The organism is Paralcaligenes sp. KSB-10 (genome assembly GCF_021266465.1).
Lineage (GTDB): Bacteria > Pseudomonadota > Gammaproteobacteria > Burkholderiales > Burkholderiaceae_B.
Map to the genome: position 1 here is coordinate 3,860,619 of NZ_CP089848.1, position 24,515 is coordinate 3,885,133.

Consider the following 24,515-nt stretch of genomic DNA (forward strand, 5'->3'; position numbering starts at 1 on the left):
CATGAAAAGAATTCTGCTGTCTTCTGTCCTGCTGGCCCTTTTGGCGGCGTGCAGCACGGTACCTGTCGGCAACGAGGCGCCGGTATCCGGTGCCGGCCACGCGCCGGGCATTGCGGAACAACCTTTGCGGGTGCCGGATCTGGCTGCCATGCACGACACCGCGCCCCGCGCCCTGGCGGGCAGGTTCCAGCCTGCCACATGGGCGGCCCTGCCGGGCTGGCAGAGCGACGATCTGTCCCATGTATGGAAAGCCTTCGTCAATAATTGCAAGGGGCTGATGCGGCCCGTGTCGGGCTCTTTGGCATTGCCCGCGCGCGCCACGCCTCGCGCCTGGCAGCCGGTGTGCGCCGCGGCGCAGCGGTCGGGCATGACGGCGGCAACGCCCAACGCGGCCGAAGTGCGCCGGTTCTTGCAGGACCAGTTGCAGCCCTGGCGCCTGCTCGATGGTACCGGGCACCCAGCGGTCAATACGGTCACCGGCTACTACGAGCCTCTGGTTCATGCTTCGCGCACCCGCGAAGGCCCGTATCAATGGCCTCTTTATGCGCCGCCCGATGATCTGTTGACGATCGATCTGGGCTCGGTATACCCCGAGCTGGCCGGCAAGAGGGTACGCGGCAAGCTGGTCGGCAAGCGTGTGGTGCCCTACGATACCCGGGCGGAAATCGCTTCGTCGGCCAGGCAGCCGCCGGTCATCGTCTGGGTTAACGATCCTGTCGAGGCTTTTTTCCTGACAATCCAGGGTTCGGGCCGTGCCTTGCTGCCTTCGGGCGAAACCATACGCCTGGCCTATGCCGACCACAACGGCCGGCCCTATGCCTCGATAGGTAAATGGCTGGCCGACCAGAAGCAAATGCCGCTGGCCAAGGCGTCGATGCAAAACATCAAGGCATGGGCCATGCAGAATCCCGGCCGCGTACAGGAAATGCTGAACGCCAATCCGGCGCTGGTGTTCTTTAACGAAGAGGCGGTAAGCGATGCCGACCTGGGGCCGCGCGGCGCCTATGGCATTCCCTTGATCGGAGAGCGCGCGATTGCGGTCGATACCAGTTTCGTGCCGCTGGGTACGCCGGTGTTTTTAAGCACCAGCTATCCTGCGACGAATCGTCCGCTCGAACGCCTTGTGTTTGCGCAGGACACCGGAGCGGCCATTAAAGGTGCGGGCCGCGCCGATTTTTACTGGGGCTTTGGCGACGAGGCCGGTGCTCGGGCGGGGCGCATGAAGCAGCGCGGCGAAATGTGGGTTTTATGGCCCAGGCAGGCGGGAGCTCCCTCGGCACGATGAGCAAAGAATCTATCGTTGTTTGCGGCAGCGGTATCGTCGGCCTGGCATGTGCCCTGGGTTTGACCAGGGGCGGCCATGACGTCGCGCTGATCGGGCCGCGGCAAGCGCTGCCGCCGCCCGCGGCCGATGTCTACTGCCCGCGGGTGTATGCCATTTCCGCCGCCAGCCAGCAATTCCTGGCTGGGCTGGGTGTCTGGAGCATGCTTGACGCCGGACGCCTGACGCCGATCGAGGCGATGGAAATATATGGCGACGCCCATGGCCGGGTAAATCTTCAGGCCTGGCAGGCGGCGCAAACAACTTTGGCCTGGATAGTCGAATCGAGCGAACTCGAGCGTGTGCTGCAACAGGCGGTGCAGGTCTATGGAATACGCTGGCATGACGACAAGTTTCGCGAGCTGCAGGCTGGCACGGTTCTGGGCGAATCTGGCCAGCGCTTTGCCGCGGATCTGCTGATCGGGGCCGATGGCGCCAAATCGCCGGTGCGCACGGCGGCGGGCATCCACCTCGATTCCAAGCCCTATCATGCGATCGGCCTGGTGGCGCACTTGAATGCCGAGTTGTCCCATCAGCAAACTGCTTTGCAATGGTTCAATGCCGAAGGGGTTCTGGCTCTGCTGCCCATGCCGGATACGGCGGAAGGTCATCAGGTTTCCATGGTCTGGTCCATGCCGCAGCGATTGGCGCAAGAATTGCAGAAACTGCCCGAGCCTGAACGTCACGCAGCGCTGGAAGCGCGGCTGCAGGCCGCAAGCGGCAATCGTCTGGGACGCCTGCGGGTACGCAGCGCGCTTTTGGGTTTTCCTTTATTCCTGGAGCAAAGCGGCATGATTGCGCCCGGGGTGGCATTGGCCGGCGACGCAGCGCATCGCGTGCATCCGCTGGCGGGGCAAGGTTTGAATCTGGGCCTGGCCGATGTGCAGACGCTGTTGCGTGTATTGGCAGAAAAAGAAGCCTATCGCCAGGTCGGCGATATGCGTGTGTTACAACGCTACCGCCGTGCCCGTGCCGAACCGGTTCTGGCCATGAGCCTGGCGACCGACGGCTTGCATCGCTTGTTCGCAGCCCGGTCGGCGTCGGCGGCCTGGATGCGCAATGCGGGTATGCAGTGTGTCGATCGTTTGCCTTTCATCAAACGTCTTTTGATCGGCGGCGCGTCAGGTCAGTAATTTTTAGGGCGCGGGTGATGCGCTGGAAAGGAGAATTTATGAATATGCGTTTATCGGGCTGGCTGGCCGCAGTGGCATGCAGCGGCCTGGGATTGTTCAGCTTGCCCGGGCAGGCTCAGGCCGCGCCGGTACCCGGAGCGGCTCCTTTGGCCGAGTCGGTGCCTGCCTCGCAAGGGAGTGCTGTGCTTGACGATATCAAGAAGGCATTTTCCGCCCGATTCCCGGAAGTGGATGTGACCGCCGTCAGCGCCACGCCGTTCGACGGTTTGTACGAGGTGCAGATTGGCATGGATGTGGTGTATACCGATGCCAAGGTCAGCTATTTGCTGCAGGGCTCACTGATCGACACCAAGACTCGTGTCGATCTGACGTCCGAGCGCCTGGCCAAGCTTTCAGAGGTTCCGTTCGCGTCTTTGCCGCTCGATTTGGCAATTAAACAGGTCAAGGGCAGCGGTGCGCGCAAGATGGCTGTTTTTGAAGATCCCAATTGCGTCTATTGCAAGCGCCTGCATCAGACACTCAAGGGCGTCGATAACATTACGGTGTATACCTTTTTGCTGCCGATCCTGACTCCCGATTCGGCGGACAAGGCGCGCAATGTCTGGTGCGCCAAAGACCGGGCCGCCGCGTGGAGCGACTGGATGGTCGATGGCAAGGCCCCTGCGCAGGCGCAGTGCGATACGCCGATAGACCAGATTCTGGCGCTGGGTAAAAAGTTGATGGTGCAGGGTACTCCGGCCATTATTTTTTCCGACGGTACTCGGGTGAATGGGACCTTGCCTCTGGATGTTTTGCAGCAGAAGCTTGCTAGTTTGAAGTAAGTTGATTTGTGTTTCCGTGGGGGCTGCTGGTATTTTGAGTCGCGGCAACGGCCGCCCGTTCTGGCCCGGCTCACCTCGCCCGGTCCCGGCTTCGCCGGGACTTCCCGCGAGCGGAATCCGGGCCGGGGCGGTCGCGAACTCGCGGGAGCGAACAGCCCCCGGCTGTTCGCAAACGTCCCGCTCAAACAACGCTCCCTTGCACCCCCGTCCCGGATTCCGCTCGCGGCGGGCTCAAGATCGCCTGGCCAGACCGGACGGCCGCTGGCGCCGGCGTGTGCTGTGCGGGGGGGATATGCGGGATGCGGATGAGGTGTGTTTCGGTCTATGGCGAGATGTGTGGATTGGAAATTTTTTGCGTTTCCCTCATTTGAGTAGTGTGCTATTAAATAGCTTGACATTAAATAGTGAAATTGCTACCATTTTGACATCATGAGCGCGAAACAGATTTCCAGGTCGTCTTCCAAATCCGGTGCGGATCGGTCCTTGTTGCTCGACAGCCAGTTGTGCTTTGCACTGTATTCCACGGTGCTGGCGATGAACAAGGTGTATCGCAAGGTGCTGGCCGATCTTGATCTCACATACCCTCAGTATCTGGTGATGCTGGTGCTGTGGGAATGCGACGGTATTACGGTATCCGATATAGGCCAGCGCCTGTTTCTGGATTCTGCAACGCTTACGCCTTTGCTCAAGCGCCTCGAGGCGGCGAAGCTTGTTTCGCGCACGCGCGATATCAACGACGAACGGCAAGTCATTGTGGCCTTGACGGCGGCGGGGCGTAATTTGCGCAAGAAGGCGCAGAAAGTGCCCGATAGCGTTATTTGCGCTACCGAATGCTCGCCCGCGGAACTCGTGGCGATGACGCAGCAGTTGGGTGCGTTGCGACAAAAGCTCGTGAAAAATGTATGAGCGTTTTTTTCTGCCCCTGATTCGTGCGGGCGGAAAGATAGTGGGTTTGCAGTCCTTGCTTGTTTTTTGAATTTTAAATAGTTTGCTATTAAATTGTTGGCTATTTAAATAGGCGGTTAATGGCCTTGTTTGCGGCCTGTCATCCAGGCTGAATCTTTATCTCTTGAAGGAGCACCACCATGTCAATCGAAAAAGTCCTTTATCGTTCCAACGCCACTGCGACCGGAGGCCGAGACGGCCGCGGTGTTTCTTCCGATGGCGTACTGGATGTCAAGCTTACGACGCCTCGTGAATTGGGTGGCGCCGGAGACAAGGGAACGAATCCCGAGCAACTGTTCGCCGTGGGCTACTCGGCTTGCTTTCTCGGCGCCATGAAGTTTGTGGCGAATCGCGAAAAAATTGCCTTGCCGGCCGATGTATCGGTTAACGGCATTGTCGGCATAGGGCCTATTCCCACCGGCTTTGGCATTGAGGTCGAGCTCAGGATCTCGCTGCCCGGGCTGGAGCGCGCGCAGGCCGAATCGCTGGTTGCGCAGGCACATATTGTTTGCCCCTACTCGAATGCCACACGCGGCAATATCGATGTGACTTTGACCATTTTGTAAGCGGTTTCGGATACGCCGTGCGGCGTATCCATGGACGCCTGGATCGCCGTGTCGGATCCAGGCCAGTGAGGCTGCCGGCGCCTCGGCTCGCGGTTTATTTATGCAAGTATCCCAATTGCTGCGATAACGCGGCGGCGGCATGCAGCAAAGCCTGGACGACCTTGTCCGGGTGAGCTCCTGTCCAGCGAAACTCGGGAATCAGAAAGCCCAGGCTACCGACTATCTCACCCTCGCCGTTGAAAAACGGCGCCGCAACGCCCACCGTATTGGGTGTGCGGTGCGAGTGCGTAATGGCATGGCCGTCTGCGCGGATGCGTTGCAGCGATTCATTTATCTCGGTTTCGTCCGGAATCAGACCCAGTACGGGAGAAAGTTCCTTTTTGGCTATGGCCCGGCTGATTTCCTCTTCGCTCAAGTGTGCCAGCAGCACCCGTGCCGTTGCTCCCCATACCAGAGGTTCCAAAGCGTTGAGCCGGATGTTGTAGCGCATCGGATCGGCTGGCGAACCGCTGGCGGCATGGAACATTTTCAGTTGCTGGCGTTCCAGCAAGGTCAGAAGCGAGGTTTCGTTAAATTGCGCCGAGAGTTCCTGCAGATAGGGCTCGGCCAGCTTGCCATACGACATCCGTGTGCCGAGCTTGCCTGCCATCCGGTACAGCTCCAGGCCCGGGCCGAACACACCGGCCGATTCGTGACGCGCGTATTCATTCGCGCATAAAGTGGCCAATAGCCTGTGAACCGAACTGCGCGGCAAATTCAGGCGCTGTGCCAGGCTCTGGGCAGTTTCACCTGGATAATCCACCAGGCACTGCAGCAATAGCAATATTCGTTTGACGGTGCTGGTTTCTTTCACTTCATTTCCCAAGCCGGGCGACGCTGCGCGCGCCGGGCCAGACCTGGTCTTGCCTGTTTCTTCCATTACCGCCTGCTCTCTCTTTGATTGGTCTCCACGAATTGTAGGGACTCGTTATGCAACCGTCATTTCCTGGCATTGACAAACCAGGTCATCGCGTCAATAATTATCATTAATTGAACCATTGTCTCATTGAATGGACATTATAGTGAAATAATAGCAGCAGAGACAGAGCGGTTCAAACGCCGCCGCGTCATTACAACAAGGGAACCGGATATGGAATTGAACTTCGCAGGACGCACGGCGTTGGTCACTGGCGCCAGCCAGGGCATAGGACGGGCCACGGCGCGTATGCTGGCCCTGGCCGGTGTCAATGTGGTGGGGGTGGCGCGGCGCAAGGAATTGGTGGACAAGCTCGCGACCGAAGTCGCCGGGCAAGGCCGCGGCAAGATTACCGCCCTGGAGGCGGATTTCTACGATGAAGACGCTCCCGAGCGGGTAGCCGCCGAGGCACAGCGGCTGCTGGGCCATGTGGATATTCTCATTAATGCGGCGGGCGCGAGTCGGCCGGTGCAGTTCGATGCCACTCGAGAGCAGTGGACGGAAGGCATGGTACTGAACTTTTTCCGCATTCGGGAACTGACGCATGCGATCATCCCCGGCATGCGCCAGCAAGGATGGGGCAGGGTTATCACATTCACCGGCACGTCGGAACCGCGAATGCTGAATGCCGCCTTCACCGCCAAAGCGGCCGTGCACGTATGGTCCAAGGGGCTGTCGCGCGAAGTCGCGGCAGACGGCGTTACCATGAATTGCCTGCAGCCTGGACGTATCCGCAGCGAGCAAATACTGCGGCGCTATCCCACAGCGGAAAGCGAACGCGAATACGCACAGGCTGAAATTCCCCTGGGCCGCTTCGGCGAACCCGAGGAAATCGCTGCGGTGGCGGTTTTCCTGGCATCACCCCTGGCCGGCTATGTCACCGGCACAGTCATCCCGGTCGACGGCGGCTCCAGCCGCTTCGCATTTTGACGATGAATGCCCTGCCCACAAAACCCGAATTGAATGCGCCCACGGTGCTGGAGAATCTGGCTGGGCTGGTGCATTCGGTGCGCTACGACGAGTTGCCCGCGGAGGTCGTCACGACCGCCAAGGCACTGATCGTGGATACGCTCGGTTGCGCCTATGGAGGCATGCACAGCGATGTCGGCACAGCAGTCCGTCGCATGGCCGCCGATTGCGGCGGTTCGGCGCAATCCACGCTGATAGGAATTGGCGGAAAAACCTCGGCGGCATTGGCCGCTTTCGTCAATGGCAGCCTGCTGCGCTATTTGGACAGCAACGATTATTACTTCGCGCGGGATCCGGCGCATCCCAGCGGCAACCTGGCAGTGGCGTTGGCGGTGGGTGAACGCGAGCACCGCAGCGGCAAGGATCTTCTGGCCGCACTGGTGGCGGCGTACGAAGTGCATTTGCGCTTATGCAATTTTGCGGGCGAACCATCGCTGTGGCGGCGCGGCTGGCATCATGGCACCAATGCGCAGTTTTCAACAGCGGCATTGGCTGCGCGACTCAGTTGGGACGATCCCTTGCGCACGGCGCACGCCATGGCCATAGCGGGCACCCATCAGAACACGCTGGCGCAATTGCAAAGCGGTGCGGTTTCCATGATCAAGGCAACAGCCGAAGCCTGGGTCGCCAAGGCCGGCATTGAGGCCGCGTTGCTGGCGGGCCATGGCGTAACAGGGCCGCTCCCCTTGATGGAAGGCGCGAACGGCTGGGCAGCCAGTGTGGCCGGCCACGTGGATTTCGAGGCGCTGACCGCGCCGGTTTCAGATGGTCATCGATATTATTTGCTGGAAACCAGTGTCAAGCCATACCCTGCGGTCGCCACGGCGCTGGCGCCGATACGTGCGGCGATTGAACTGCATCGCGCCGCGGCGCCTCGCCCGGCCGATATCGAAAGAATAGTCGTACACCTACCAGGTTTTGCCCTGGGGACTCCGTCGGCCCATCCCGGGCGTCGATATCCCGCCAGCATTGAAAGCGCCCAGCACAGTTTTTACTATTGCACGGTTATCGCACTGCTGGACGGCGCGTGCGGCGAGGCGCAATTCTCGGATGCGAGGCTGACCGACGCAACGGTGCGCGAATTGCTCGCCAGGACGGAGCTGGCGGAAGACCCCGCTTTGAATGACTTGTGGCCGCAGGCCGCGGGTGGCGCCGTGGATCTTCATATGCGCGATGGCACAGTGCGTAGTCATCGTTGCCCCTATCCACCGGGCCACCCCCGGTTTCCCCTGGATGCCGGTGAGTTGGCCGACAAGTTTTACGGCTACGCGGCACCGGTTCTTTCCCGGCGCCGCGCGCAGGCGCTGCATGATGCAGTGGACGGTCTGGAGGACTGTGCCGACTTGCGTGATTTGACCGAATTGCTGGCTGCTCCATAGCCGGCCGATTCGGTTTCCTCTCAATTGAACATAAAACATACAACGCATAGTGCGATAAGGAGACATCCATGTTCCGACTTTTTTCCAGGCGCGGCTGCGGCAGTTTTGCTTTGCTGGGAGCGCTGCTTGCGGCTCCGCTGGCTTGTCAGGCGCAGGCCTACCCGACCAGGCCCATCCATTTGGTTGTTCCTTTCCCGCCTGGAGGCGTCGCCGATCTGATCGCGCGCCCGATTGCCGACAAGATCAGCAAGGAGCTGGGGCAGCCGGTCATCGTCGACAACCATGGGGGAGCCACTGGAACGATAGGCGCGGCATTGGTTGCCAATTCCCAGCCCGATGGTTACACGCTGCTGTTTGGTACGACGAATGAAATTGCAATGAGTCCTACTTTATATAAGTCATTGCCGTACAACCCGGTCAAATCGTTCGCGCCGATCATGCCGGTTGCCGAATTTCCCAATGTGCTGGTGGTGAGCCCCATGACGGACGCCAAGTCGTTCGCCGAGTTGATCGAACTGGCGAAGGCCCGGAAAAAAAGCCTGTCTTTCGCATCGTCCGGCGTAGGCAGTACGAATCACCTGACGGCGGAAATCTTCAAGTCGCTGGCCAAGGTCAATATCCTGCATGTCCCTTATAAGGGGGGCGGACCGGCGTTGATAGGCCTGATCGGCGGCCAGGTTGATGCGATGTTCGCTACATTGCCGTCGGCGATCACCATGATCAGGGGCGGCAAGCTCAAGGCCCTGGCAGTCACCGGCGAACGGCGCTCGCCCGCACTGCCCGATGTACCCACCGCCAAGGAGGCCGGTATGCCGGGCTTGGTCGTGACAACCTGGAACGGTGTGCTGGCGCCGGCGGGCACTCCTGACGCTGTGGTGGATCGTGTGCATCGCGCGCTTCTCCTGGCCGTGGCCGATCCCGACATAAAGAAAAGGCTGGCCGCGGTCGGTGCCGAGACGATGAGCATGACGCCGCAGGCATTCGCCGCTCTTATACATAGCGATTTCGATCGCTGGTCCGAGGTCATAAAAGGGGCAGGAATCAAGGCCGAATGAATCAAGACATAGAGCCGCACAAGGAGACGAAATGAGTGCATTGATGGGATCCGGCGCTTTGGCGCTTTGGCTGGATGTTGCAGCCCAACTCGACCGTGAAACAGATGGATGGTATGTCGACGAGCATTTGCCCGACCGGATCGACACTGGCGGGTATCTGCGAGCTCGCCGCTACCAGGCGCTGGAAGGGGAGCCAGCTTATTTTTCCATGTTCGAGGCATCGACGCCGGAGGCGCTGGCAAGCGAGGGCTATCTGAGCCTGGTCGGGAAAATCAGCGATCAGTCGCAGCGTATTCGCGCCGGTTTTTCCAATGTCGTGCGCAACACTTTCCGGGTGAGGGCCAGCATGGGGAGGGGCTTGGGAGCTGTGATGGCCAGTTTGCGGCTTAAGGCCTCAGGCGCGAATCCGGCCGGGCTTGCCGCCGCCATGGATGAACAGGTGCCTGCGCTGCTGCGCCGGCACGGTATCGTGGGTGTTCATTGGATGGAGGCCGCACCCGAAGTGCGCGCCCGCATGGATTCAGTACGCGCGGTTGGGCAGCAGGATCGGTCCGCTGACTATGTGCTGCTGATCGAGGCCACACGCCAAGCCGAGATTCTCCCGCTGCGCGCAGCGCTTTTATCCACAACAGCACTTGCGGAATTGGGCTGGAGCGAAGAAGGTTTCGGCATTTACAGCCTGCTTTATGAAGTATCGGGCCGGCCCGCCGGCAACGAAATAATATTGGGAGACAGAATATGAACAAATTTGCGAAATTGCTGCCGTGTGCCGCGTTGTTCGCTTTTGCGGCATGTGTGCCCGCAGCGACCCAGGCCGCTGCTTACCCCGAACGGCCGATCACATGGGTAGTGCCCTATCCTCCCGGCGGAACCACCGATGTCGTGGCGCGTAATATCGCGCAAGCCATGTCCAAGGCGTTGGGAGAGTCGATCGTAGTGGAAAACAAGGCCGGCGCGGGGGGCCAGATTGCCATGACGTATGTGGCCCACGCCGCGCCGGACGGGTACACTTTGCTGGTCAGCGATGCCAGCCTGGCAACCGCGCCCAGCCTGTACAAGCGCATGCAGATAGATACACTAAAGGATCTGCAGGCGGTATCGTTATTCGTCACGGTGCCCCATCTCCTGGTGGTCACTCCGGCACTGAAGGTCAATTCATTGTCCGATCTGATTGCGCTGACCAAAAAGGAGCCTGGCAAGCTCAATTTTAGTTCGGGTGGAATTGGTTCGCCACTGCATCTCGCCGGTGAGGCATTGCGCATGGAAACCGGTCTGCAATGGACTCATGTGCCTTACAAGGGCGCCGGGCCGGCCATTCTGGCCGCCGTTACTGGTGAAGCGCAGATCGCCACGCCGTCGCTACCATCCGCTCTCCCTCAAGTGAGAGCCGGAAAATTGCACGCTCTTGCGGTCACCAGCCCCAAGCGTGTGTCCGTGTTGCCGGATGTGCCTACCGTGGCCGAATTGGGCTATCCAAAAGCGACAGTATTTGGCTGGGTTGGCCTGCATGCTCCCACCGGCACGCCTGCCGACGTCATGAAAAAGCTGGAAGGCGCGGCGGCGGTGGCCATGAAAGATCCCGCCTTGATCAAACGTTTGCAAGGTTTGGGCGCGGACATTATGCCGGAATCAGGCCCTGCATATGGAAAGCTGGTTGAGGATGAAGCCGTTCGTTGGAAAAAAGTTGTACAAGCGGCGGGTCTCAAGCCGGAATAAACGACAGCGCATGCTGTCTGCCCAGTTTGCGTTTGCCGCGGGCTTGCGCAAACCAGGCATCGGTATTCCGACTGGCCAGATGCCTGAAAGAAATAATAATATTGAATTCGTTTGCTGTGGCCAGCGGCCGCTCCGCTGGCATGCAGCCAAATTGGTTCGAGCCGATTTAAAGAGTAGAATTTGCCAGCCCCCAGCGTAGTCAGCCGCACAAAAAGGCCTTGTGCCGCTGACTACGCCGTCGCCGGCGCCTGCCGGTAAATTCGCAATCGGGTAAAGTCGATTATGCTTCTCGCTGTAGCGGTGTATCGTTGCATGTGTTGGTCACCGGTGTGAAGCACTTGGCGCCGCAGCCGCCAGGACTAAATCAGAAGTCCAATTTAATTGACTTGCCAATGATCAAGAAAGTAAACGACGCTAATTTATTATTGGGTGACCTTGCCTACGAGTCGGTGCGAGAGGCCATTCTGGCCAATGATCTCAAGCCGGGCGAGCGCGTATCCGAATACAAAGTCGCCGAGTGGCTGGGCATCAGCCGCACTCCCGCTCGCGAAGGGTTGCGGCGTCTGGAAAACGAAGGGCTCTTGTCTCAACATCCGCGTCGAGGTCTGGTCGTGGCTTCGATCGACGACAATGCGGTGCAGGAACTCTACGCCGTGCGTCAATTGCTGGAAGGCGCCGCCGCGGCCATGGCCGCCAAGCAGGCCACCGACGCCGAGGTCGCCACCTTGCAGCATCTGGTGGAGGCGGAGGCACGGATCACCGAAGACCCGCAGCAAATGTACGAGCACAATCGCACCTTCCACGAAGTCATCTATCGGGCGGCTCACAATCAACTGCTCTTGAAATTCCTGCTCTTGACGGCCGACACGCTAACGGCGTATCGCAATGTATCGACACTGGTTATCAAAGAGCGGCGCGAACAGGTCGTGGCCGAACACCGCGAACTCAGCGATGCCATTGCCCGGCGCGATGAAGCGGCTGCCAAGGAAATTGCCGTGCGCCACGTACAAAACGCATTGCGCGCGCGAACCAAGGTGCAGCACACTATCTTGATCGACGAGGTTCGGCGCCGCAGCCTTCCGCGGCCCGTCGCCAAGCCGCCGCGCGCTTAAATGCCCGCGGCTTGATCGCCCACTGGAAAGCGTGGCTGCGCGCCTAGTGCCGCAAGCTGGCCGTACCAGGCCGAGGCGGCCGCTTCCCCCATGTTTTTTTGCGTCAGAAGCAGGAATCTGCGATGTTGCTCGGGTTCGGACAGGGGATGCGCGGGCATGCCCCTGAAGCTGCTCGCCAGCGTTTCGAAGCTGCGGCCGTCGCGCAAAGTAACAGCCAGGTGGGCGCTCCATGCCGAAGGCAGGCCTGTCGCGGGGCGCAGTTCGATTGCGCGGCATATTCGGCGGATGGACGCATCGCCCAATGCCGATTCGTCGAAGGAATCAGGATCTTCCGGATCCCTGTGCAAGGCCAGGGCCAGGCAGAACGGCACACTGTACTGCGCCTTCATGACATCGCCCGGTTCGCGGATATCGTGATGGCTTGCCACCTTTTCATTGCACGATAGCGACAAGCCAATGACATCGTCGCCGCTGAAGCCGTGTTCGCGCATGAGTTCGCGCAAAGCCTGTATGGACGGTTGCGCGGTGACGTGGCAGGGATAGCGCTTGATGCAGATCTTCAGGCTTTCCCATTCCTGCCCCAGCCCGGCGGTCAGAAGTGCCGGATCGCCATTGCGGCAGTATGTTTCAAGGAAGCCGAATTGCCCTTCGAGTATGGTTTCCGGCCCTGTGTAGCCGTCGGCCACAAGACGCGCCGCTACAATTCCCGCTTCGGCGGCACGCCCCATGTGCAGCCGTTTGACCGTCGCCCCGTGCTTCGCTTTGGTAAAGGCCAGCAGCCCGCCGGACATTGAGCCTGCAACGCCCAGTGCATGGCCGAGCTGAACGGCGTTCAGGCCATAGATCAGGCCGGCGGCAATCGCGGCGCCATAAGGGCCGGTCAGTCCCGGCGCATGAAAACCGAGTTTTTCGCTGCTGTGATGACTGGCGGCTCCGATGCGGAACAGCACTTCGCAACTGGCGACGAAGGCGGTCAGCGCCATCGCCCCATTGGCGCCCGTTTCCTGGCAAGCGGCGACCAGTGCCGGTACCAGCGCCGCGCCCGGGTGCACGCCGGCCCCCGGAAAGCGCAAGCTGTCCTGCTCGAAAGCATGCGCCGACGCCGCATTGGCGAATGCCGCACTCGGGGCGGAAACGCTCTCTTTCAGACCGAACAGCGTGCAGGGACCGCCCGCGCCATATCGACGCGCATAGCCGGCCGTTGCCGCGCTCCATGGGAATCGGCTGCCGTATACCGAGCAGGCCAGGGTGTCGGAAATACAGGCGCTGGCGCGCTCCTGTACGGGCGCCGGTATGGCTTCAAGGCTCAGCCCGGCGGCAAATTGCGCAAGCTCCGACGCCGCTGTGGTCATGGCTTGGCCAGCAGGCGTGCCAGTTCGGCCGCATCGCTTTGCTGTTCCATGGTCAGCATCCAGTCGCGGATTTTCGCAATGTGCGCCTTCGGCAAGACGTGCGATGCGAGTTTGTCGAATTTCTCGACGATATCGGCTTCGCTGGCGAAATTTCTTTCGTTGCCTCGCCCCGCTTCTACTGTGTGCTCCAGGCGCGCGCCGTCCTTGAAAAAGACCTCGGCCCGCACCATGTGGCGGAATTTCGAGCCTTTCGCGGTAATGGCGGCATCGTGCATGACCTGGACTTTCTCGGCGACCCGCATGCGTTCGGGGTCGGCCACTTTGTCTTCAGTGAACTGGTCGACGAAGCAGTCGCCGTCCAGCAGCCAGGTGGCCACGCAATAAGGCAGATTCAGTTGGGCCGAGGTAAGGCCCTGCGGTTCGTACTTCCAGCCGACGTGATCCATCGTCACCTGCGAGCCATGCACCACGATCTTTTCCACTTCGGCTTCGCCAAACGGCCGCTGGGCCTGTATGGCCCGGATTGCATCCAGGGTACTGTGGTTGCTTCCCACACAGGAGTAGAACTTGAGGGCTACTCCCATCGTCTGCCAGGTCTGGCCCAGTCCGGCGGTGAGCTCTTCCAGCTTGAAGCGGTCTTGCGAGCGCGAAAAGGTGCTGCAAAAGCCGCCGTACTCGCTTTCCAGCACATTGACGATGCCGGTGAAACCTTGTTCGGCCAATAGTGCGCCGTACAGACCGCTTTGCGAGGCGCGGCCGGCATGCATGCGCTTGACCATCGCGCCGTATTGCGCCGCCATCAAGCCGCTGGACTGGGTGCCGGCGATGCCCAGCGCGTGCACTGTTTGGTCCGTATCCAGCTTCAGGCCGCGCGCGGCACCGGCCGCCGCGGAGAATACTCCCAACGTTGCCCCCGAGTGCCAGCCCTGCGCGATATGTTCGGGCCCCATGCAGATGCCCACGCGCGGGCCTATTTCGTAGCCGGCGACGGCAGAGGTAATGAAGTCGCGGCCGGTCATTCCCGGGCGCGACTCGGCAATCGAGAGCAGGGCGGGCAGCACCACCGCGCCGACGTGCAGCACGCCCTGGCGGTGGACGTCGTCCAGTTCGAAGGCCTGGACTTGCGTGCCATTGACCAGGGCGGCATGCGGTGACGAAAGCTTCCGGCCGGTTCCCCAAACTGTGCAGTGGCGTGTCGTGTCGACCGCGCCCAATACGTTCTGCAAAATGCGCGTCCACGGCAGGTTCGCGCCGTAAATGGCACAACCGATGGAGTCCAGCATCAGAAGTTTTATGCGGGTAAGGACTTCCGGTGGAATGGCTTCGTACTGCAGGCCTGAGACGAAACCGGCGATACCCCGGGTATAGGGGTTTGCTGAGAGGGTGGTGGTATTGGAAGACATGGGCTCGGTCAAGTGAGAGATGAATAAACGGAACGCATTGGCAAATCGCGCTAGCCATAGAGCTGATCACAAAAAATAGTATACCGTGGTATTCTATTATCGTCTTGCACTCGGCCGACTCAGGCTGATTTCGCACACCGCACAGATTAAAACCACTTACGAGACAAGGAGCGGATAGATATGAACAGACGGCAATTCAATCAACTGGGTGTTGGGCTGGCAATCGCTGGCGCAATGCCGGACGCATTCGGGCAGCCGCAGGAGGCGGCGGCGAAATATCCGTCTCATCCCATACGTTTGGTCATTCCTTTCGCGCCGGGCGGAGGCACCGACATTATTGGCCGTTCGGTCGGCCAGAAACTTTCCGAAGCCTGGAAGCAATCCGTTGTTCCCGAGAATCGCCCCGGCGCCAATAGCACGATAGGGCTGGCCCTGGTTGCCAAAGCGCCCGCCGACGGCTATTCCTTGACGATGATCACGGCCAGCGCCACTGTCAATGTCACACTCCAGGGACATCAGCTGCCTTATGACCTGTTTCGGGACTTTGCCCCGATTACCCAGATCACCGCGCAACCGTACCTGCTGGTCGTCAATCCCGCCTTGCCCGTGAAAACCGTGGCGGACCTGATCGCGCTGGCCAAGCGTCGCTCCAAGCCCATGACTTATGGATCGTCGGGTATCGGTGGCCTGAGCCATCTTTCGGGCGCCCTGTTTTCGTCCCTGGCCAAGATTCCCCTGACCCATGTTCCCTACAAGGGCGGCTCGCCCGCCATGACAGCGGTCGTCAGCGGCGAAATCGATATGCTGTTCAGCACACGCCTGCAGGCCAACAATCTGATCGAGGCGGGACGGTTGCGGCCAATAGCCGTGTCGACCGCCAAGCGATCGGCGGCATCGCCTCAACTGCCGACCATGAGCGAAGCGGGGGTGCCGGGCTTCGAGGTCACAGACTGGTATGGCATGCTGGCCCCGGCCGGGACGCCGGCGCCCATCATCAATAAGCTGAATCATGAAATCGTCCACATTCTCAAGCTGCCGGACATAGCCGCGAGGATGCGGGTCGATGGCTCGGATCCGGTGGGCAGCACCCCGTCGCAGTTTGCCGCCCACATTCACACCCAGGTAGAAAAGTGGCGCAAATTGATTACCCAGCTTGGAATACATACATGATGGGTGCGCTTAAAAAAGCACCTTCAATCGCCGGCATGCAGGCGCGGGGCGGTTTCGCTCGCGAGCTTGGCGCGCGGGTTTCCGCGTTTTCGCAAGCAAACGTCCCTGAAATGGCCGTGCATTGGGCCAAAGTCGGGATTCTCGACACCGTTGGCGTCACGCTTGCGGGCAGCCGTGAAGATGCCGCCCGGCTTGCCGCAAGCGCCCTGGATCCGGCGCAAGGGCCGGCGCTGGTGCTGGGTACTTCCCGCCGCGTCGGTATGCTCGATGCGGCCCTGATCAATGGCACCGCGTCGCATGCTCTGGATTTCGACGATTGCAACAACACGCTGGGCGGCCATCCCTCCGCCCCGGTACTGTCGGCCCTGTTGCCGCTGGCCGAGCATCTGGGCAGTTCAGGCAAAGACTTTCTGACCGCTTATGTGGTCGGCTTCGAAGTCGAAACGAAAATTGCGCTGGCAGTCAATTTTCATCACTACACCAAGGGCTGGCACCCTACTGCCACGATGGGCACGTTCGGCGCCGCGGCGGCCTGTGCAAAACTGATGGGCCTGGATGCCGAAGGCACGGCCACCGCGCTGGCGCTGGCCGCGTCGTTTGCCTCCGGCATCAAGGCGAATTTCGGCACCATGACCAAGCCCTTGCATGTCGGCCACTGCGCCCGCAATGGCTTGTATGCCGCACGCCTGGCAAGCCATGGCTTTACCGCCAACGCAGGCAATGTCTTTGAGCACAAGCAGGGGTTTCTGGATGTATTCAATGGCCCCGGCACCTACGATGTCGAACGCGCCCTGGCAGCCTGGGCGAATCCGCTGGATATCGTCGAACCCGGGATTGCCATCAAGCAATACCCCTGTTGCGGCAGCACGCATCCGGCACTCGACGCAATGCTCGACTTGGTGCGCTTGCACAGTCCGCGTCCCGATGACGTTGCCCGTATCGATGCGTCGATTCATGGGCGCCGGTTGGCTCATACCAACCGGCCCGACCCATCCGGCCCGCTGGATGCGAAATTCAGTTTGCAGTACGTGCTGGCCCGCGCATTGATCGATGGCCACGTCGGGGTTGCCGACTTCAACGGCAATGCCCACGAAGATTCTCGCGTGCGCTCCCTGTTGCAACGTGTTCATGTGGCGGCGTACGACCAGACCGGCGCCGGCGGCTTTGCCGCGGATAACCATTTCGGCGGGCTGGTGCGGATCACTTTACGCGATGGCCGTGTGCTGACGTCGCAGGTCGAGCAGCCGCTGGGCCGCACTTCCGCCAACCCGCTGCCTGCAGATCGATTGCATGAGAAGTTTCGCCTATGCGCCGCAACCGTCCTGCGCGACGATGCCATTGCTGCGGTTGTCGATCTTGTCGAGCGCGTTGAAACCCTGGTCCGAGTGGACGAAATTACCGCGCTGATTCATGGCGCAACGATAGAATGAGGACATTGAATTGGAACACCAGACTTATCAGTACGATGTGATTGTCGTCGGTAAAGGAAATGCCGCACTATGCGCCGCGCTTGCCGCACGGGACGCCGGCGCGAGCGTCGCCATGCTCGAAGCGGCTGCGGAAGACGAATCCGGCGGCAATAGCCGCTTTGCGGGCGGCGTGATGCGTTTTGCCTATTCATCCGTGGACGACCTGAAGCTGGTTACCGATCTTAGCGAAGAAGAAATCGCCAGCAGCGACTACTTTACCAACACGACCGACGAGTTCTTCGATGATCTGTTTCGCCTGACCAATTACCGCACCGACCCCCATCTGTCGGAAATTCTGGTTACGCAAAGCCTCCAGACCATGGTCTGGCTGCGCACCAAAGGCGTGAAATTCGTTCCCAATTACGGCCGCCAGTCGGTCATGGTCAATGGCCGGCGCAAGTTCTTCGGCAGGCTGCCCATTGAAGTGTCCGGAGGTGGCGCCGGCCTGGTGCAGTACCTCGACCGCGCCGCCGGCAAGGCGGGCATCGCGGTCCACTATCGCACGCGCGCCAAATCGCTGATCATGGAAAATGAACGCATCGTCGGCGTGCAGGCCAATCAGGGCGGCCGGCCCGCGACCTTCCTGGGCAAAGCCGTTGTGCTGGCCTGCGGCGGCTTCGAAGCCAATCCCGAGATGCGTACGCGTTATCTTGGCTCAGGCTGGGAGCTGGCCAAGGTGCGTGGCTCGCGTTTCAACCAGGGCGATGGTTTGAAGATGGCCTTGGACATGGGTGCCGCCCCCTATGGCAACTGGTCTGGATGCCACGCTACCGGATGGGACCTGAACGCGCCCGAATTCGGCGATGTCAATGTAGGCGATCAATTCCAGAAGCACAGCTATATTTTCGGGCTGCTGATCAATGCCAAAGGTAAGCGTTTCGTCGATGAAGGCTACGATTTTCATTCGTTTACCTATGCCAAGTACGGCGGCGAGCTGCTTAAACAGCCGGGGCAATTCGCGTGGCAGGTGTTCGATTCCAAGATCAATCAGTTGCTGCGGTCCGAATATCGCGTCAAGATGATTACCAAGGCCAGCGCCGATACGCTGGAAGAACTGGCCGGGAAGCTTGAAGGCGTGGACGCCAAGGCGTTTCTGGAAACGGCCTACGCGTATAACGCGTCCGTTCGCGACGATGTTCCCTTCGATCCGGCCATCAAGGATGGACGCGCAACGCAGGGCATAGAACCGCCGAAATCCAATTGGGCGCAAGCGCTCGATACACCCCCGTATCATGCCTACGCCACCACCTGCGGCATCACATTCACTTTTGGCGGCTTGCGCATATCGCCCGACAACGGGCAGGTTCTGGACGTGAATCTGACGCCGATGCCGGGCCTTTTCTGCGCCGGTGAAATGGTCGGCGGCCTTTTCTATTTCAATTACCCTAGCGGTACGGGATTGGTGTCGGGTGCGGTATTTGGCCGTATTGCGGGGCAGGGTGCCGCAGCCGAGGCAATGCGGCCGGCATAAAAACCCGGCCGGCGGTGAATGCCGTTTATGTGCCGCGGGCCAGGGTTCCGCTTAGTTGCGGATGTCCTGAATGAACCATTCAAGCGGCAGCTCCGTGCCCAGCCCCTGTTCCTTGGCCTTGCGGTAAACCAGCCCGCCCACGGATGAAAATTGAACCCCCCAGTTGCCAACCGTGTAGTAGAAGGTAATCTGGTCGTCGCTGACTCTGCCAGGCGCCTTGCCGGAAATCACGTCGGTATAGATGGGCCAGTTTTCTGTCTGGATGCGCTGGTGCCTGGCTTTGGGCAGGCGCATCTGCTCTTCTTCGGAGCCGGCCACATACGCACCCGGGCTGCCGGAAATTCCCTTCCTGAAACGCTCGGTTTCGGGCATGGGCAAATCTTCCCGGCCTTGCTGTATCTTTACATCGAAGCGATCGACGATTTCCTGGTTGAGTTCGCGAGGCGCCAGTGCCACCACATGCATGCCGGGTTCCAGCCACGCGGCTTCTATGACCGGGGTCATGCTGTCGGTACAGGTTGCGACAATGTCGGCGCCTTGCACTGCGGTGCGCGCCGAATCCATGGGCACAACCTCGATGCCGGAATGCTCGGACATCTCTTTTGCAAAGCGCAGGCAATTGGCGCGGGTGCGACTGTAGACGCGGACGCGTTTGATATCGCGCACAGCCGTGATCGCCTGGAAAAATGTGCGGGCCATACCGCCCGAACCGATGATGCACAGTTCGCGCGAGGATTCTCGTGACAGGAGCCGCGTGCCGATTCCCGCCGCTCCCCCCACCCGCATATGCTGCAAGTGGCCGTCGTTGAGCAATGCCAGCGGCGCGCCGTTTCCAGTACTGAACAGGAACACCAGCCCACAATAGGTTCCGGGCTCGATGCAGAATTTCTGCTCGCTGCCCGCCTTGCCTTCCGCCTTGGGCCAGACAAGGATGTCGGATTTGAGCCGCACGGCAAGTATGCCGTCGCTGGTGCCTTCCACGGAGCCATAGCGATAGTAGCCATTGTCCTGATCGCAGGGAACATACATATCGATACGTGGGCGGCCAATTGCCCCGCCTGTAAGCAGCGATGCGAACGCAGCCTCCTGAGCGGCAATGCAGTCGCTCATGTTCAGCACACGTTCAACAACCTTGTTGTCGATCAAAAGCACTTTTTTCTCCTTTTTGGGCGGATCGGGGCAATTGGCATTCCGTCTCGGATTGCATGGCGAAAATTCACGGCATTGCACTCGCTACTTTAGTTCAAACGGTACATAAAGGAGTACACTTTTCAGGCTGTTTTATAAAATAAAAACGAAGCCCGCAACGTCCTCAGAATGGCACAACGATTTGCGTCGGAATGCGAGGCGGCAAAGGAGATAGGCATGAAATGGCTTGGTCGTGTGGCAATCTTTACCGCATTGGTTCTGGGCCCCTTCAGCCCATCATTCGCAGATCAATATCCCAGCAGGCCGATCCGCCTCATTGCTCCCTATGCGCCGGGTGGCGGCGTCGACATCATGGCTCGACTGGTCGCGCAGTATCTATCCCAGACGATAGGCCAGTCGGTGGTGGTGGAAAACCGGCCGGGCGCGGGCGGCGTGGCCGGCACTGAAGCGGTCGTGAACTCGGCTGCCGATGGCTACACGCTCATACTGGCATCCTCCTCGCCTATCGTCGTCGCGCCTTATCTGATGAAAAAGCTCAGCTACGATCCGCTGAAAGATTTGGCCCCGATTACGCTGATCGCAAATATTCCGGCTATCTTGCTCGTCAAGCCCTCATCGAAGATCAACACCATTCAGCAGCTTATCGCGATGGCCAAGGCCGAACCGGGGAAACTGACCTTTTCGTCGTCCGGCATCGGCGGTACTGCGCACTTGGCGGCGCAGATGCTGAAGATCATGGCGGGAGTCAATATGCTGCACGTCCCGTACAAGGGAACAGGGCCGGCAATCCTGGCCGTCATGAGTGGTGAAGTAACCATGACCTTTTCCGATGTGATCTCCGGAATGCCGTACGTCAAGAGCGGCCAGCTCAAGGCAGTCGCCATAACCACGCCGGAACGGTCGCCGGAGCTGCCCAAGCTGCCTTCGATCGCCGATGTTCTGCCCGGATACTCGGCCACCGTATGGTACGGCGTCTTTGCGCCGGCGAAAACGCCCAAGCCCATTATCGATATATTGAATAAAGCCTTGGTGAAAGCCGTGCATTCGCCCGGCATGACAAAGACACTGAACAATGAAGGCGTTACCCCCATTGGCGATACTCCGGCTGAGTTCGCCCAGTTCGTGCGGGCGGACGGCGCCCGCTGGTCGAAGATTATTCGCGAATCGGGGATGAAACCCGAGTAGATCCTTTCTTACTGAAACCCGCACCCCTTACGGGTGCCATCAATCCGGGCCACACCATGAAAATAGCTGTACTCGACGATTACCTGCAAGCCGCCCAAAACGGCATAGACTGGGCTGCGCTGGGCAACGACGCCGCGCTGACTGTATTTACCGAACTCTTGCCCGCCGGGCTGGAAGAGCGGGCGGCCGCGCTGGCGGGGTTCGAGGTCATCGTTGCGATGCGCGAACGCACTCCGTTTCCGGCCGAACTGATACGGTTGTTGCCCGAGCTGCGTTTGCTGGTTACCACGGGCATGCGCAATCTGAGCATAGACATGGCGGCGTGCACTGCGCAGGGCATTGTCGTGTGCGGTGCCCCGGGAAGTCTCCAGGCCGCCAATGCAACGGCGGAACTGGCCTGGGCGCATATTCTGGGCCTGTTCAAGAATACGGTTGCCGAAGATCAGGCCATGCGTGCCGGGCTGTGGCAAACCAGAATGCCCGCCATATTGGCCGGCAAAACCTTGGGCGTGGTGGGCCTGGGCAAGCTGGGCCAGGCCGTGGCCACGGTCGGGAAGGCATTCGGCATGGCTGTGCTGGCGTATAGCCCCAACCTGACCGATGAGCGGGCTGCGCGGGCCGGTGTGACGCGCGTCGACAAGCATGATCTGTTTCGTCAGGCCGATGTGATCAGCCTGCATCTGATCCTCAGCGACAGCACCCGGGGCCTGGTCGATGCCCAATTGCTGCAGGCCATGAAGCCGGGAGCATTCTTGGTGAACACTTCGCGTGCCGGCCTTGTCGACGCCGGCGCCTTGTATCGCATGCTGAAAGACAAACGCATAGCCGGCGCCGGGCTGGATGTCTACCCCGAAGAACCGCTGGCGGCAGACGATCCAATACGCAGGCTGGATAACGTGCTGCTTACGCCACACTTGGGCTATGTAAACCGCGAAAACTTCGAGGCGTTTTATCAGAGCGCCGTCAAAGCCATTGCCGCGTGGGCCGGCGGGCAGGCCGTTCATGTACTGAGTTAAGGCCGTCGCCCGGCTTGGCGATGGCCGGCCGGGCCAAACGGGCAGCAAGGGATTGTCAGCTTGATGTCAGTAAAACTTTACTTTTTTTAATACCATCATTTGACTGGCGGGCTTATTATTCCACGTGCATCGATACCTTTCTTTCAACCATCAGGAGAAAAAACAATGGTGCACTATATCTGGATGTTCGTGGTCGGTATTGTGGTCGGCTTGATAGCGCGTGTTGTCGTCCCCGGAAGTGAGCATATGGGCCTTGTGCTAACAGGTATTTTGGGCATTGTGGGGTCTTTTGTCGGTGGCTTCATCAGCCGCTTGTTCAGCCAGCCTGCCGAAGGTTCTTCTTTCCATCCGGCGGGTTTTATTTTGTCTGTGATCGGCGCGATTATCGTGCTGTTCATTTATACGCACTTTGTCCATTAGAAGTCGGGTGCTACACCGTGTTGCAATTTAAACGTAGTTGAGCTTCTTTGGTAACACGGCAAGGCGCGCCTTACGATACGATATGCGTGGTCGTTTCGACCAACGAGAGCACCATCAATTTTCTGGAAGGCTATAAAACATGAATACATTTCTGAAAACCTGTGCCATGGCTGCCGGGGTCTTGACTGCAGCAACAATCGGCTTCTCGTCCACCTCCATGGCGGCTACCACCCAGGCGGCGGCTACGAGCACGGAGACCGTCACCGCCACTTGCAAAGACGGCACCCCTTTTACCGGCACGTCCAAGAAAGGCGCATGCCGCGGCCATAAGGGCGTCAAAGAGTGGGGCGCCGCAGCACCGGCCGCAGCGGGTGCTGCCGCTGCCACCGCCGCAACAGCGCCTGCCGCAGCTCCAAAAGCGCCCACGGCCGCCAGCAAGACCATGCCCACTACAGCTGCCGCGGGCGGCGGGGCCGGTAAAGTCTGGGTCAACAGCAGCAGCAAGGTTTACCATTGCGCGGGCAGCAAATGGTATGGGAAGACCAAGGCGGGCGAATACATGACCGAAGCCCAGGCCAAGGCCCAGGGCAATCACGCCGACCACGGCAAGGCATGTTCCTGATTCCTTGGGTTCATGGTTAGACAAGGGGCGCACAAGTGCGCCCCTTGTCATATTAGGCGCCCATTGGCGTCGTATCCGCGGCGGACAGGCACAAGGCGCCCGCCTCTATGCGAACCCATGAGCAGCTACGAAGCCAGCTTTACGCTACAGTCTTTTGACTTCCGCGACCGTATCTACGAAACCGCCGAGCCTGTAAACTGCGAAGTTGACTACCCCGTGCGCGCCGCTTTGGGCGCCGGCCAATTATTCTGCTAAACGGAGACCAATTTTGAAAAGGTATTGTGTCGGTATTTTGCAGGGCGTTGTTCTCGGTGCCTTGCTGCTTAACGCAGGCGTTGCATTGGCCAAGGATTATCCTTCGCGGCCCATAACTTTGGTTGTTCCATATCCGGCCGGCGGTGGCGGAGACACTTTGGGTCGCCTGATAGCCAAGGGCCTGGGCGACCAGCTGGGTGTATCGGTTATCGTGGAAAACAAGGCGGGCGCCGGCACGATCATAGGGGCTGGATACGTTGCGCATGCCGCCCCCAATGGTTATACGCTGCTGGTAAGTTCAGGCTCGACCTTTACCGTCAATCCCGCCATACACGACAAATTACCTTACGATTCAAGCAAGAGTTTTGAACCGGTCGGCATTTTTGGCCGAACCGCGCTGATATTGCTCGCCAACCCCAAGGTTCCCGTCAACAACCTGAAAGAACTGGTTGTGGCGGTCAAGGCCACGCCCGACAAATATTCGTTTGGCACTTTCGGCACGGGTACGACTTCCCATTTTGCCGGAGAGCTGATCATGAACGCTTGCGGCATTACGATGCAGCAAGTGCCCTACAAGGGCAGCTCGCCCGAAATGTCCGATCTGATCGGTGGACAGATTCCGTTTTCAGTCGATACCGTGTCGGCTGCCTTGCCGCAAATCAAGGCGGGCAAGGTGAAAGGCATCGCGGTTACGTCAGGCAAGCGTTCGCCCTTCCTGCCCGATGTACCTACTGTAGGCGAAAGCGGGTGCGCTCCAACCAATATGGATACCTGGATAGCCATGGTGGCTCCCAAGGGCTTGCCGGCCGACGTCAAGGCCCGGCTCGACACCGCGGCATCGAAAATCTTCGACGATCCGGGATTGCGCAGCAAGTTTCTTGCGGTCGGCACCGAGCCGGCCTACAGCTCTTCGGCGCAGCTTGCCGAGTTGATCAAAAGCGAGAGCCTGCAAATGAAGGATCTGGCCAAAAAAGCGCATATCAAGGTAGAGTAAGCGCCGATCCGGCATTGCCGGCTTCCGTTATATCCCA

General features: G+C 59.8%; 24 protein-coding genes. 20 read left to right on the forward strand and 4 right to left on the reverse strand.

What is annotated here, in order from left to right; translation table 11 throughout:
* Nucleotide 1 precedes the first annotated feature (1 nt).
* The 5 genes from LSG25_RS17690 to LSG25_RS17710 all read left to right on the forward strand — a co-directional run bounded on the left by LSG25_RS17690 (nt 2) and on the right by LSG25_RS17710 (nt 4,786).
* Complete coding sequence (locus tag LSG25_RS17690) at nt 2–1,285, forward strand: murein transglycosylase A (RefSeq protein ID WP_232742197.1); 1,284 nt, start codon at nt 2–4, stop codon at nt 1,283–1,285.
* The gene (locus tag LSG25_RS17695; protein ID WP_232742198.1) at nt 1,282–2,454 is read left to right on the forward strand and encodes a UbiH/UbiF family hydroxylase; all 1,173 of its coding nucleotides are present in this window, start codon (nt 1,282–1,284) and stop codon (nt 2,452–2,454) included. Before LSG25_RS17690 ends, LSG25_RS17695 begins: the two co-directional genes overlap by 4 nt.
* Nucleotides 2,455–2,492: 38 nt before the next feature.
* Nucleotides 2,493–3,275: a DsbC family protein gene (locus tag LSG25_RS17700; protein ID WP_305072053.1), complete on the forward strand. Its 783-nt coding sequence runs from the start codon at nt 2,493–2,495 to the stop codon at nt 3,273–3,275.
* Between the two features lie 429 nt (nt 3,276–3,704).
* On the forward strand, nt 3,705–4,181 hold the full coding sequence (locus tag LSG25_RS17705) for a MarR family winged helix-turn-helix transcriptional regulator (protein ID WP_232742199.1): 477 nt from the start codon (nt 3,705–3,707) through the stop codon (nt 4,179–4,181).
* 179 nt (nt 4,182–4,360) lie between these two features.
* Entirely contained in the window at nt 4,361–4,786 is a 426-nt protein-coding gene (locus tag LSG25_RS17710; protein WP_232742200.1) for an organic hydroperoxide resistance protein, read from the forward strand.
* Nucleotides 4,787–4,880: 94 nt separating this feature from the next.
* Here the strand turns inward: LSG25_RS17710 and LSG25_RS17715 are convergent, their stop codons facing one another.
* The gene (locus LSG25_RS17715; RefSeq protein WP_232742201.1) at nt 4,881–5,639 is read right to left on the reverse strand and encodes an IclR family transcriptional regulator; all 759 of its coding nucleotides are present in this window, start codon (nt 5,637–5,639) and stop codon (nt 4,881–4,883) included.
* Between the two features lie 276 nt (nt 5,640–5,915).
* On the opposite strand from LSG25_RS17715, the gene LSG25_RS17720 reads away from it, so the two are divergent.
* The 6 genes from LSG25_RS17720 (at nt 5,916) to LSG25_RS17745 (ending at nt 11,972) form a co-directional block, all read left to right on the forward strand.
* Nucleotides 5,916–6,671: an SDR family NAD(P)-dependent oxidoreductase gene (locus LSG25_RS17720; RefSeq protein WP_232742202.1), complete on the forward strand. Its 756-nt coding sequence runs from the start codon at nt 5,916–5,918 to the stop codon at nt 6,669–6,671.
* A 2-nt stretch (nt 6,672–6,673) separates the two neighbouring features.
* On the forward strand, nt 6,674–8,089 hold the full coding sequence (locus LSG25_RS17725) for an MmgE/PrpD family protein (protein ID WP_232742203.1): 1,416 nt from the start codon (nt 6,674–6,676) through the stop codon (nt 8,087–8,089).
* 68 nt (nt 8,090–8,157) lie between these two features.
* Complete coding sequence (locus tag LSG25_RS17730) at nt 8,158–9,144, forward strand: tripartite tricarboxylate transporter substrate binding protein (protein ID WP_232742204.1); 987 nt, start codon at nt 8,158–8,160, stop codon at nt 9,142–9,144.
* 31 nt (nt 9,145–9,175) lie between these two features.
* Nucleotides 9,176–9,886 carry a DUF4286 family protein gene (locus LSG25_RS17735; protein WP_232742205.1) on the forward strand — a complete coding sequence of 237 codons (711 nt, stop codon included), beginning with the start codon at nt 9,176–9,178 and terminating at the stop codon, nt 9,884–9,886.
* Nucleotides 9,883–10,860 carry a tripartite tricarboxylate transporter substrate binding protein gene (locus LSG25_RS17740; protein ID WP_232742206.1) on the forward strand — a complete coding sequence of 326 codons (978 nt, stop codon included), beginning with the start codon at nt 9,883–9,885 and terminating at the stop codon, nt 10,858–10,860. Before LSG25_RS17735 ends, LSG25_RS17740 begins: the two co-directional genes overlap by 4 nt.
* Nucleotides 10,861–11,252: 392 nt before the next feature.
* Nucleotides 11,253–11,972, forward strand: coding sequence for a GntR family transcriptional regulator (locus LSG25_RS17745; protein ID WP_232742207.1), 720 nt, complete (start codon nt 11,253–11,255; stop codon nt 11,970–11,972).
* On the opposite strand, the gene LSG25_RS17750 is transcribed toward LSG25_RS17745, so the two are convergent.
* The gene (locus tag LSG25_RS17750) at nt 11,969–13,324 is read right to left on the reverse strand and encodes an MmgE/PrpD family protein (RefSeq protein ID WP_232742208.1); all 1,356 of its coding nucleotides are present in this window, start codon (nt 13,322–13,324) and stop codon (nt 11,969–11,971) included. The two genes, LSG25_RS17745 and LSG25_RS17750, sit on opposite strands and share 4 nt — an antisense overlap.
* Nucleotides 13,321–14,727: an MmgE/PrpD family protein gene (locus LSG25_RS17755; RefSeq protein ID WP_232742209.1), complete on the reverse strand. Its 1,407-nt coding sequence runs from the start codon at nt 14,725–14,727 to the stop codon at nt 13,321–13,323. Before LSG25_RS17755 ends, LSG25_RS17750 begins: the two co-directional genes overlap by 4 nt.
* Nucleotides 14,728–14,907: 180 nt before the next feature.
* Between LSG25_RS17755 and LSG25_RS17760 the strand changes: the two genes are divergently transcribed.
* The 3 genes from LSG25_RS17760 to tcuA are packed head-to-tail and all read left to right on the forward strand — an operon-like array spanning nt 14,908 to nt 18,837.
* Nucleotides 14,908–15,897, forward strand: coding sequence for a tripartite tricarboxylate transporter substrate binding protein (locus LSG25_RS17760; RefSeq protein WP_232742210.1), 990 nt, complete (start codon nt 14,908–14,910; stop codon nt 15,895–15,897).
* The gene (locus LSG25_RS17765) at nt 15,894–17,327 is read left to right on the forward strand and encodes an MmgE/PrpD family protein (RefSeq protein WP_232742211.1); all 1,434 of its coding nucleotides are present in this window, start codon (nt 15,894–15,896) and stop codon (nt 17,325–17,327) included. The genes LSG25_RS17760 and LSG25_RS17765 overlap by 4 nt, the downstream gene beginning before the upstream one ends.
* Nucleotides 17,328–17,337: 10 nt before the next feature.
* Entirely contained in the window at nt 17,338–18,837 is a 1,500-nt protein-coding gene (gene tcuA, locus LSG25_RS17770) for an FAD-dependent tricarballylate dehydrogenase TcuA (protein WP_232742212.1), read from the forward strand.
* Between the two features lie 51 nt (nt 18,838–18,888).
* Here the strand turns inward: tcuA and LSG25_RS17775 are convergent, their stop codons facing one another.
* Nucleotides 18,889–19,989 carry an ornithine cyclodeaminase family protein gene (locus tag LSG25_RS17775; RefSeq protein WP_232742213.1) on the reverse strand — a complete coding sequence of 367 codons (1,101 nt, stop codon included), beginning with the start codon at nt 19,987–19,989 and terminating at the stop codon, nt 18,889–18,891.
* 213 nt (nt 19,990–20,202) lie between these two features.
* On the opposite strand from LSG25_RS17775, the gene LSG25_RS17780 reads away from it, so the two are divergent.
* The 6 genes from LSG25_RS17780 (at nt 20,203) to LSG25_RS17805 (ending at nt 24,478) form a co-directional block, all read left to right on the forward strand.
* Nucleotides 20,203–21,171, forward strand: coding sequence for a tripartite tricarboxylate transporter substrate binding protein (locus LSG25_RS17780; protein WP_232742214.1), 969 nt, complete (start codon nt 20,203–20,205; stop codon nt 21,169–21,171).
* Nucleotides 21,172–21,227: 56 nt separating this feature from the next.
* A complete protein-coding gene (locus LSG25_RS17785) occupies nt 21,228–22,187 on the forward strand; it encodes a D-2-hydroxyacid dehydrogenase family protein (RefSeq protein ID WP_232742215.1) in 960 nt (319 codons plus the stop codon).
* 168 nt (nt 22,188–22,355) lie between these two features.
* Nucleotides 22,356–22,607 carry a GlsB/YeaQ/YmgE family stress response membrane protein gene (locus LSG25_RS17790; protein WP_232744751.1) on the forward strand — a complete coding sequence of 84 codons (252 nt, stop codon included), beginning with the start codon at nt 22,356–22,358 and terminating at the stop codon, nt 22,605–22,607.
* Between the two features lie 166 nt (nt 22,608–22,773).
* The gene (locus tag LSG25_RS17795; RefSeq protein ID WP_370636019.1) at nt 22,774–23,229 is read left to right on the forward strand and encodes a hypothetical protein; all 456 of its coding nucleotides are present in this window, start codon (nt 22,774–22,776) and stop codon (nt 23,227–23,229) included.
* Nucleotides 23,230–23,346: 117 nt separating this feature from the next.
* Complete coding sequence (locus LSG25_RS17800; RefSeq protein ID WP_232742216.1) at nt 23,347–23,484, forward strand: hypothetical protein; 138 nt, start codon at nt 23,347–23,349, stop codon at nt 23,482–23,484.
* A 13-nt stretch (nt 23,485–23,497) separates the two neighbouring features.
* A complete protein-coding gene (locus tag LSG25_RS17805; protein WP_370635906.1) occupies nt 23,498–24,478 on the forward strand; it encodes a Bug family tripartite tricarboxylate transporter substrate binding protein in 981 nt (326 codons plus the stop codon).
* Nucleotides 24,479–24,515 lie beyond the last annotated feature (37 nt).

Excerpts from the sequence above, each read along its gene's own strand:
- LSG25_RS17785 (WP_232742215.1), top strand. The coding sequence starts at position 21,228 with ATGAAAATAGCTGTACTCGACGATTACCTGCAAGCCGCCCAAAACGGC.
- LSG25_RS17795 (WP_370636019.1), top strand. The coding sequence starts at position 22,774 with ATGGCTGCCGGGGTCTTGACTGCAGCAACAATCGGCTTCTCGTCCACC.
- LSG25_RS17700 (WP_305072053.1), top strand. The coding sequence starts at position 2,493 with ATGAATATGCGTTTATCGGGCTGGCTGGCCGCAGTGGCATGCAGCGGC.
- LSG25_RS17750 (WP_232742208.1), bottom strand. The coding sequence starts at position 13,324 with ATGACCACAGCGGCGTCGGAGCTTGCGCAATTTGCCGCCGGGCTGAGC.
- LSG25_RS17695 (WP_232742198.1), top strand. The coding sequence starts at position 1,282 with ATGAGCAAAGAATCTATCGTTGTTTGCGGCAGCGGTATCGTCGGCCTG.
- LSG25_RS17720 (WP_232742202.1), top strand. The coding sequence starts at position 5,916 with ATGGAATTGAACTTCGCAGGACGCACGGCGTTGGTCACTGGCGCCAGC.
- LSG25_RS17755 (WP_232742209.1), bottom strand. The coding sequence starts at position 14,727 with ATGTCTTCCAATACCACCACCCTCTCAGCAAACCCCTATACCCGGGGT.
- LSG25_RS17780 (WP_232742214.1), top strand. The coding sequence starts at position 20,203 with ATGAAATGGCTTGGTCGTGTGGCAATCTTTACCGCATTGGTTCTGGGC.
- LSG25_RS17710 (WP_232742200.1), top strand. The coding sequence starts at position 4,361 with ATGTCAATCGAAAAAGTCCTTTATCGTTCCAACGCCACTGCGACCGGA.
- LSG25_RS17690 (WP_232742197.1), top strand. The coding sequence starts at position 2 with ATGAAAAGAATTCTGCTGTCTTCTGTCCTGCTGGCCCTTTTGGCGGCG.
- LSG25_RS17705 (WP_232742199.1), top strand. The coding sequence starts at position 3,705 with ATGAGCGCGAAACAGATTTCCAGGTCGTCTTCCAAATCCGGTGCGGAT.
- LSG25_RS17760 (WP_232742210.1), top strand. The coding sequence starts at position 14,908 with ATGAACAGACGGCAATTCAATCAACTGGGTGTTGGGCTGGCAATCGCT.
- LSG25_RS17730 (WP_232742204.1), top strand. The coding sequence starts at position 8,158 with ATGTTCCGACTTTTTTCCAGGCGCGGCTGCGGCAGTTTTGCTTTGCTG.
- LSG25_RS17800 (WP_232742216.1), top strand. The coding sequence starts at position 23,347 with ATGAGCAGCTACGAAGCCAGCTTTACGCTACAGTCTTTTGACTTCCGC.
- LSG25_RS17745 (WP_232742207.1), top strand. The coding sequence starts at position 11,253 with ATGATCAAGAAAGTAAACGACGCTAATTTATTATTGGGTGACCTTGCC.
- LSG25_RS17765 (WP_232742211.1), top strand. The coding sequence starts at position 15,894 with ATGATGGGTGCGCTTAAAAAAGCACCTTCAATCGCCGGCATGCAGGCG.
- LSG25_RS17725 (WP_232742203.1), top strand. The coding sequence starts at position 6,674 with ATGAATGCCCTGCCCACAAAACCCGAATTGAATGCGCCCACGGTGCTG.
- LSG25_RS17740 (WP_232742206.1), top strand. The coding sequence starts at position 9,883 with ATGAACAAATTTGCGAAATTGCTGCCGTGTGCCGCGTTGTTCGCTTTT.
- LSG25_RS17735 (WP_232742205.1), top strand. The coding sequence starts at position 9,176 with ATGAGTGCATTGATGGGATCCGGCGCTTTGGCGCTTTGGCTGGATGTT.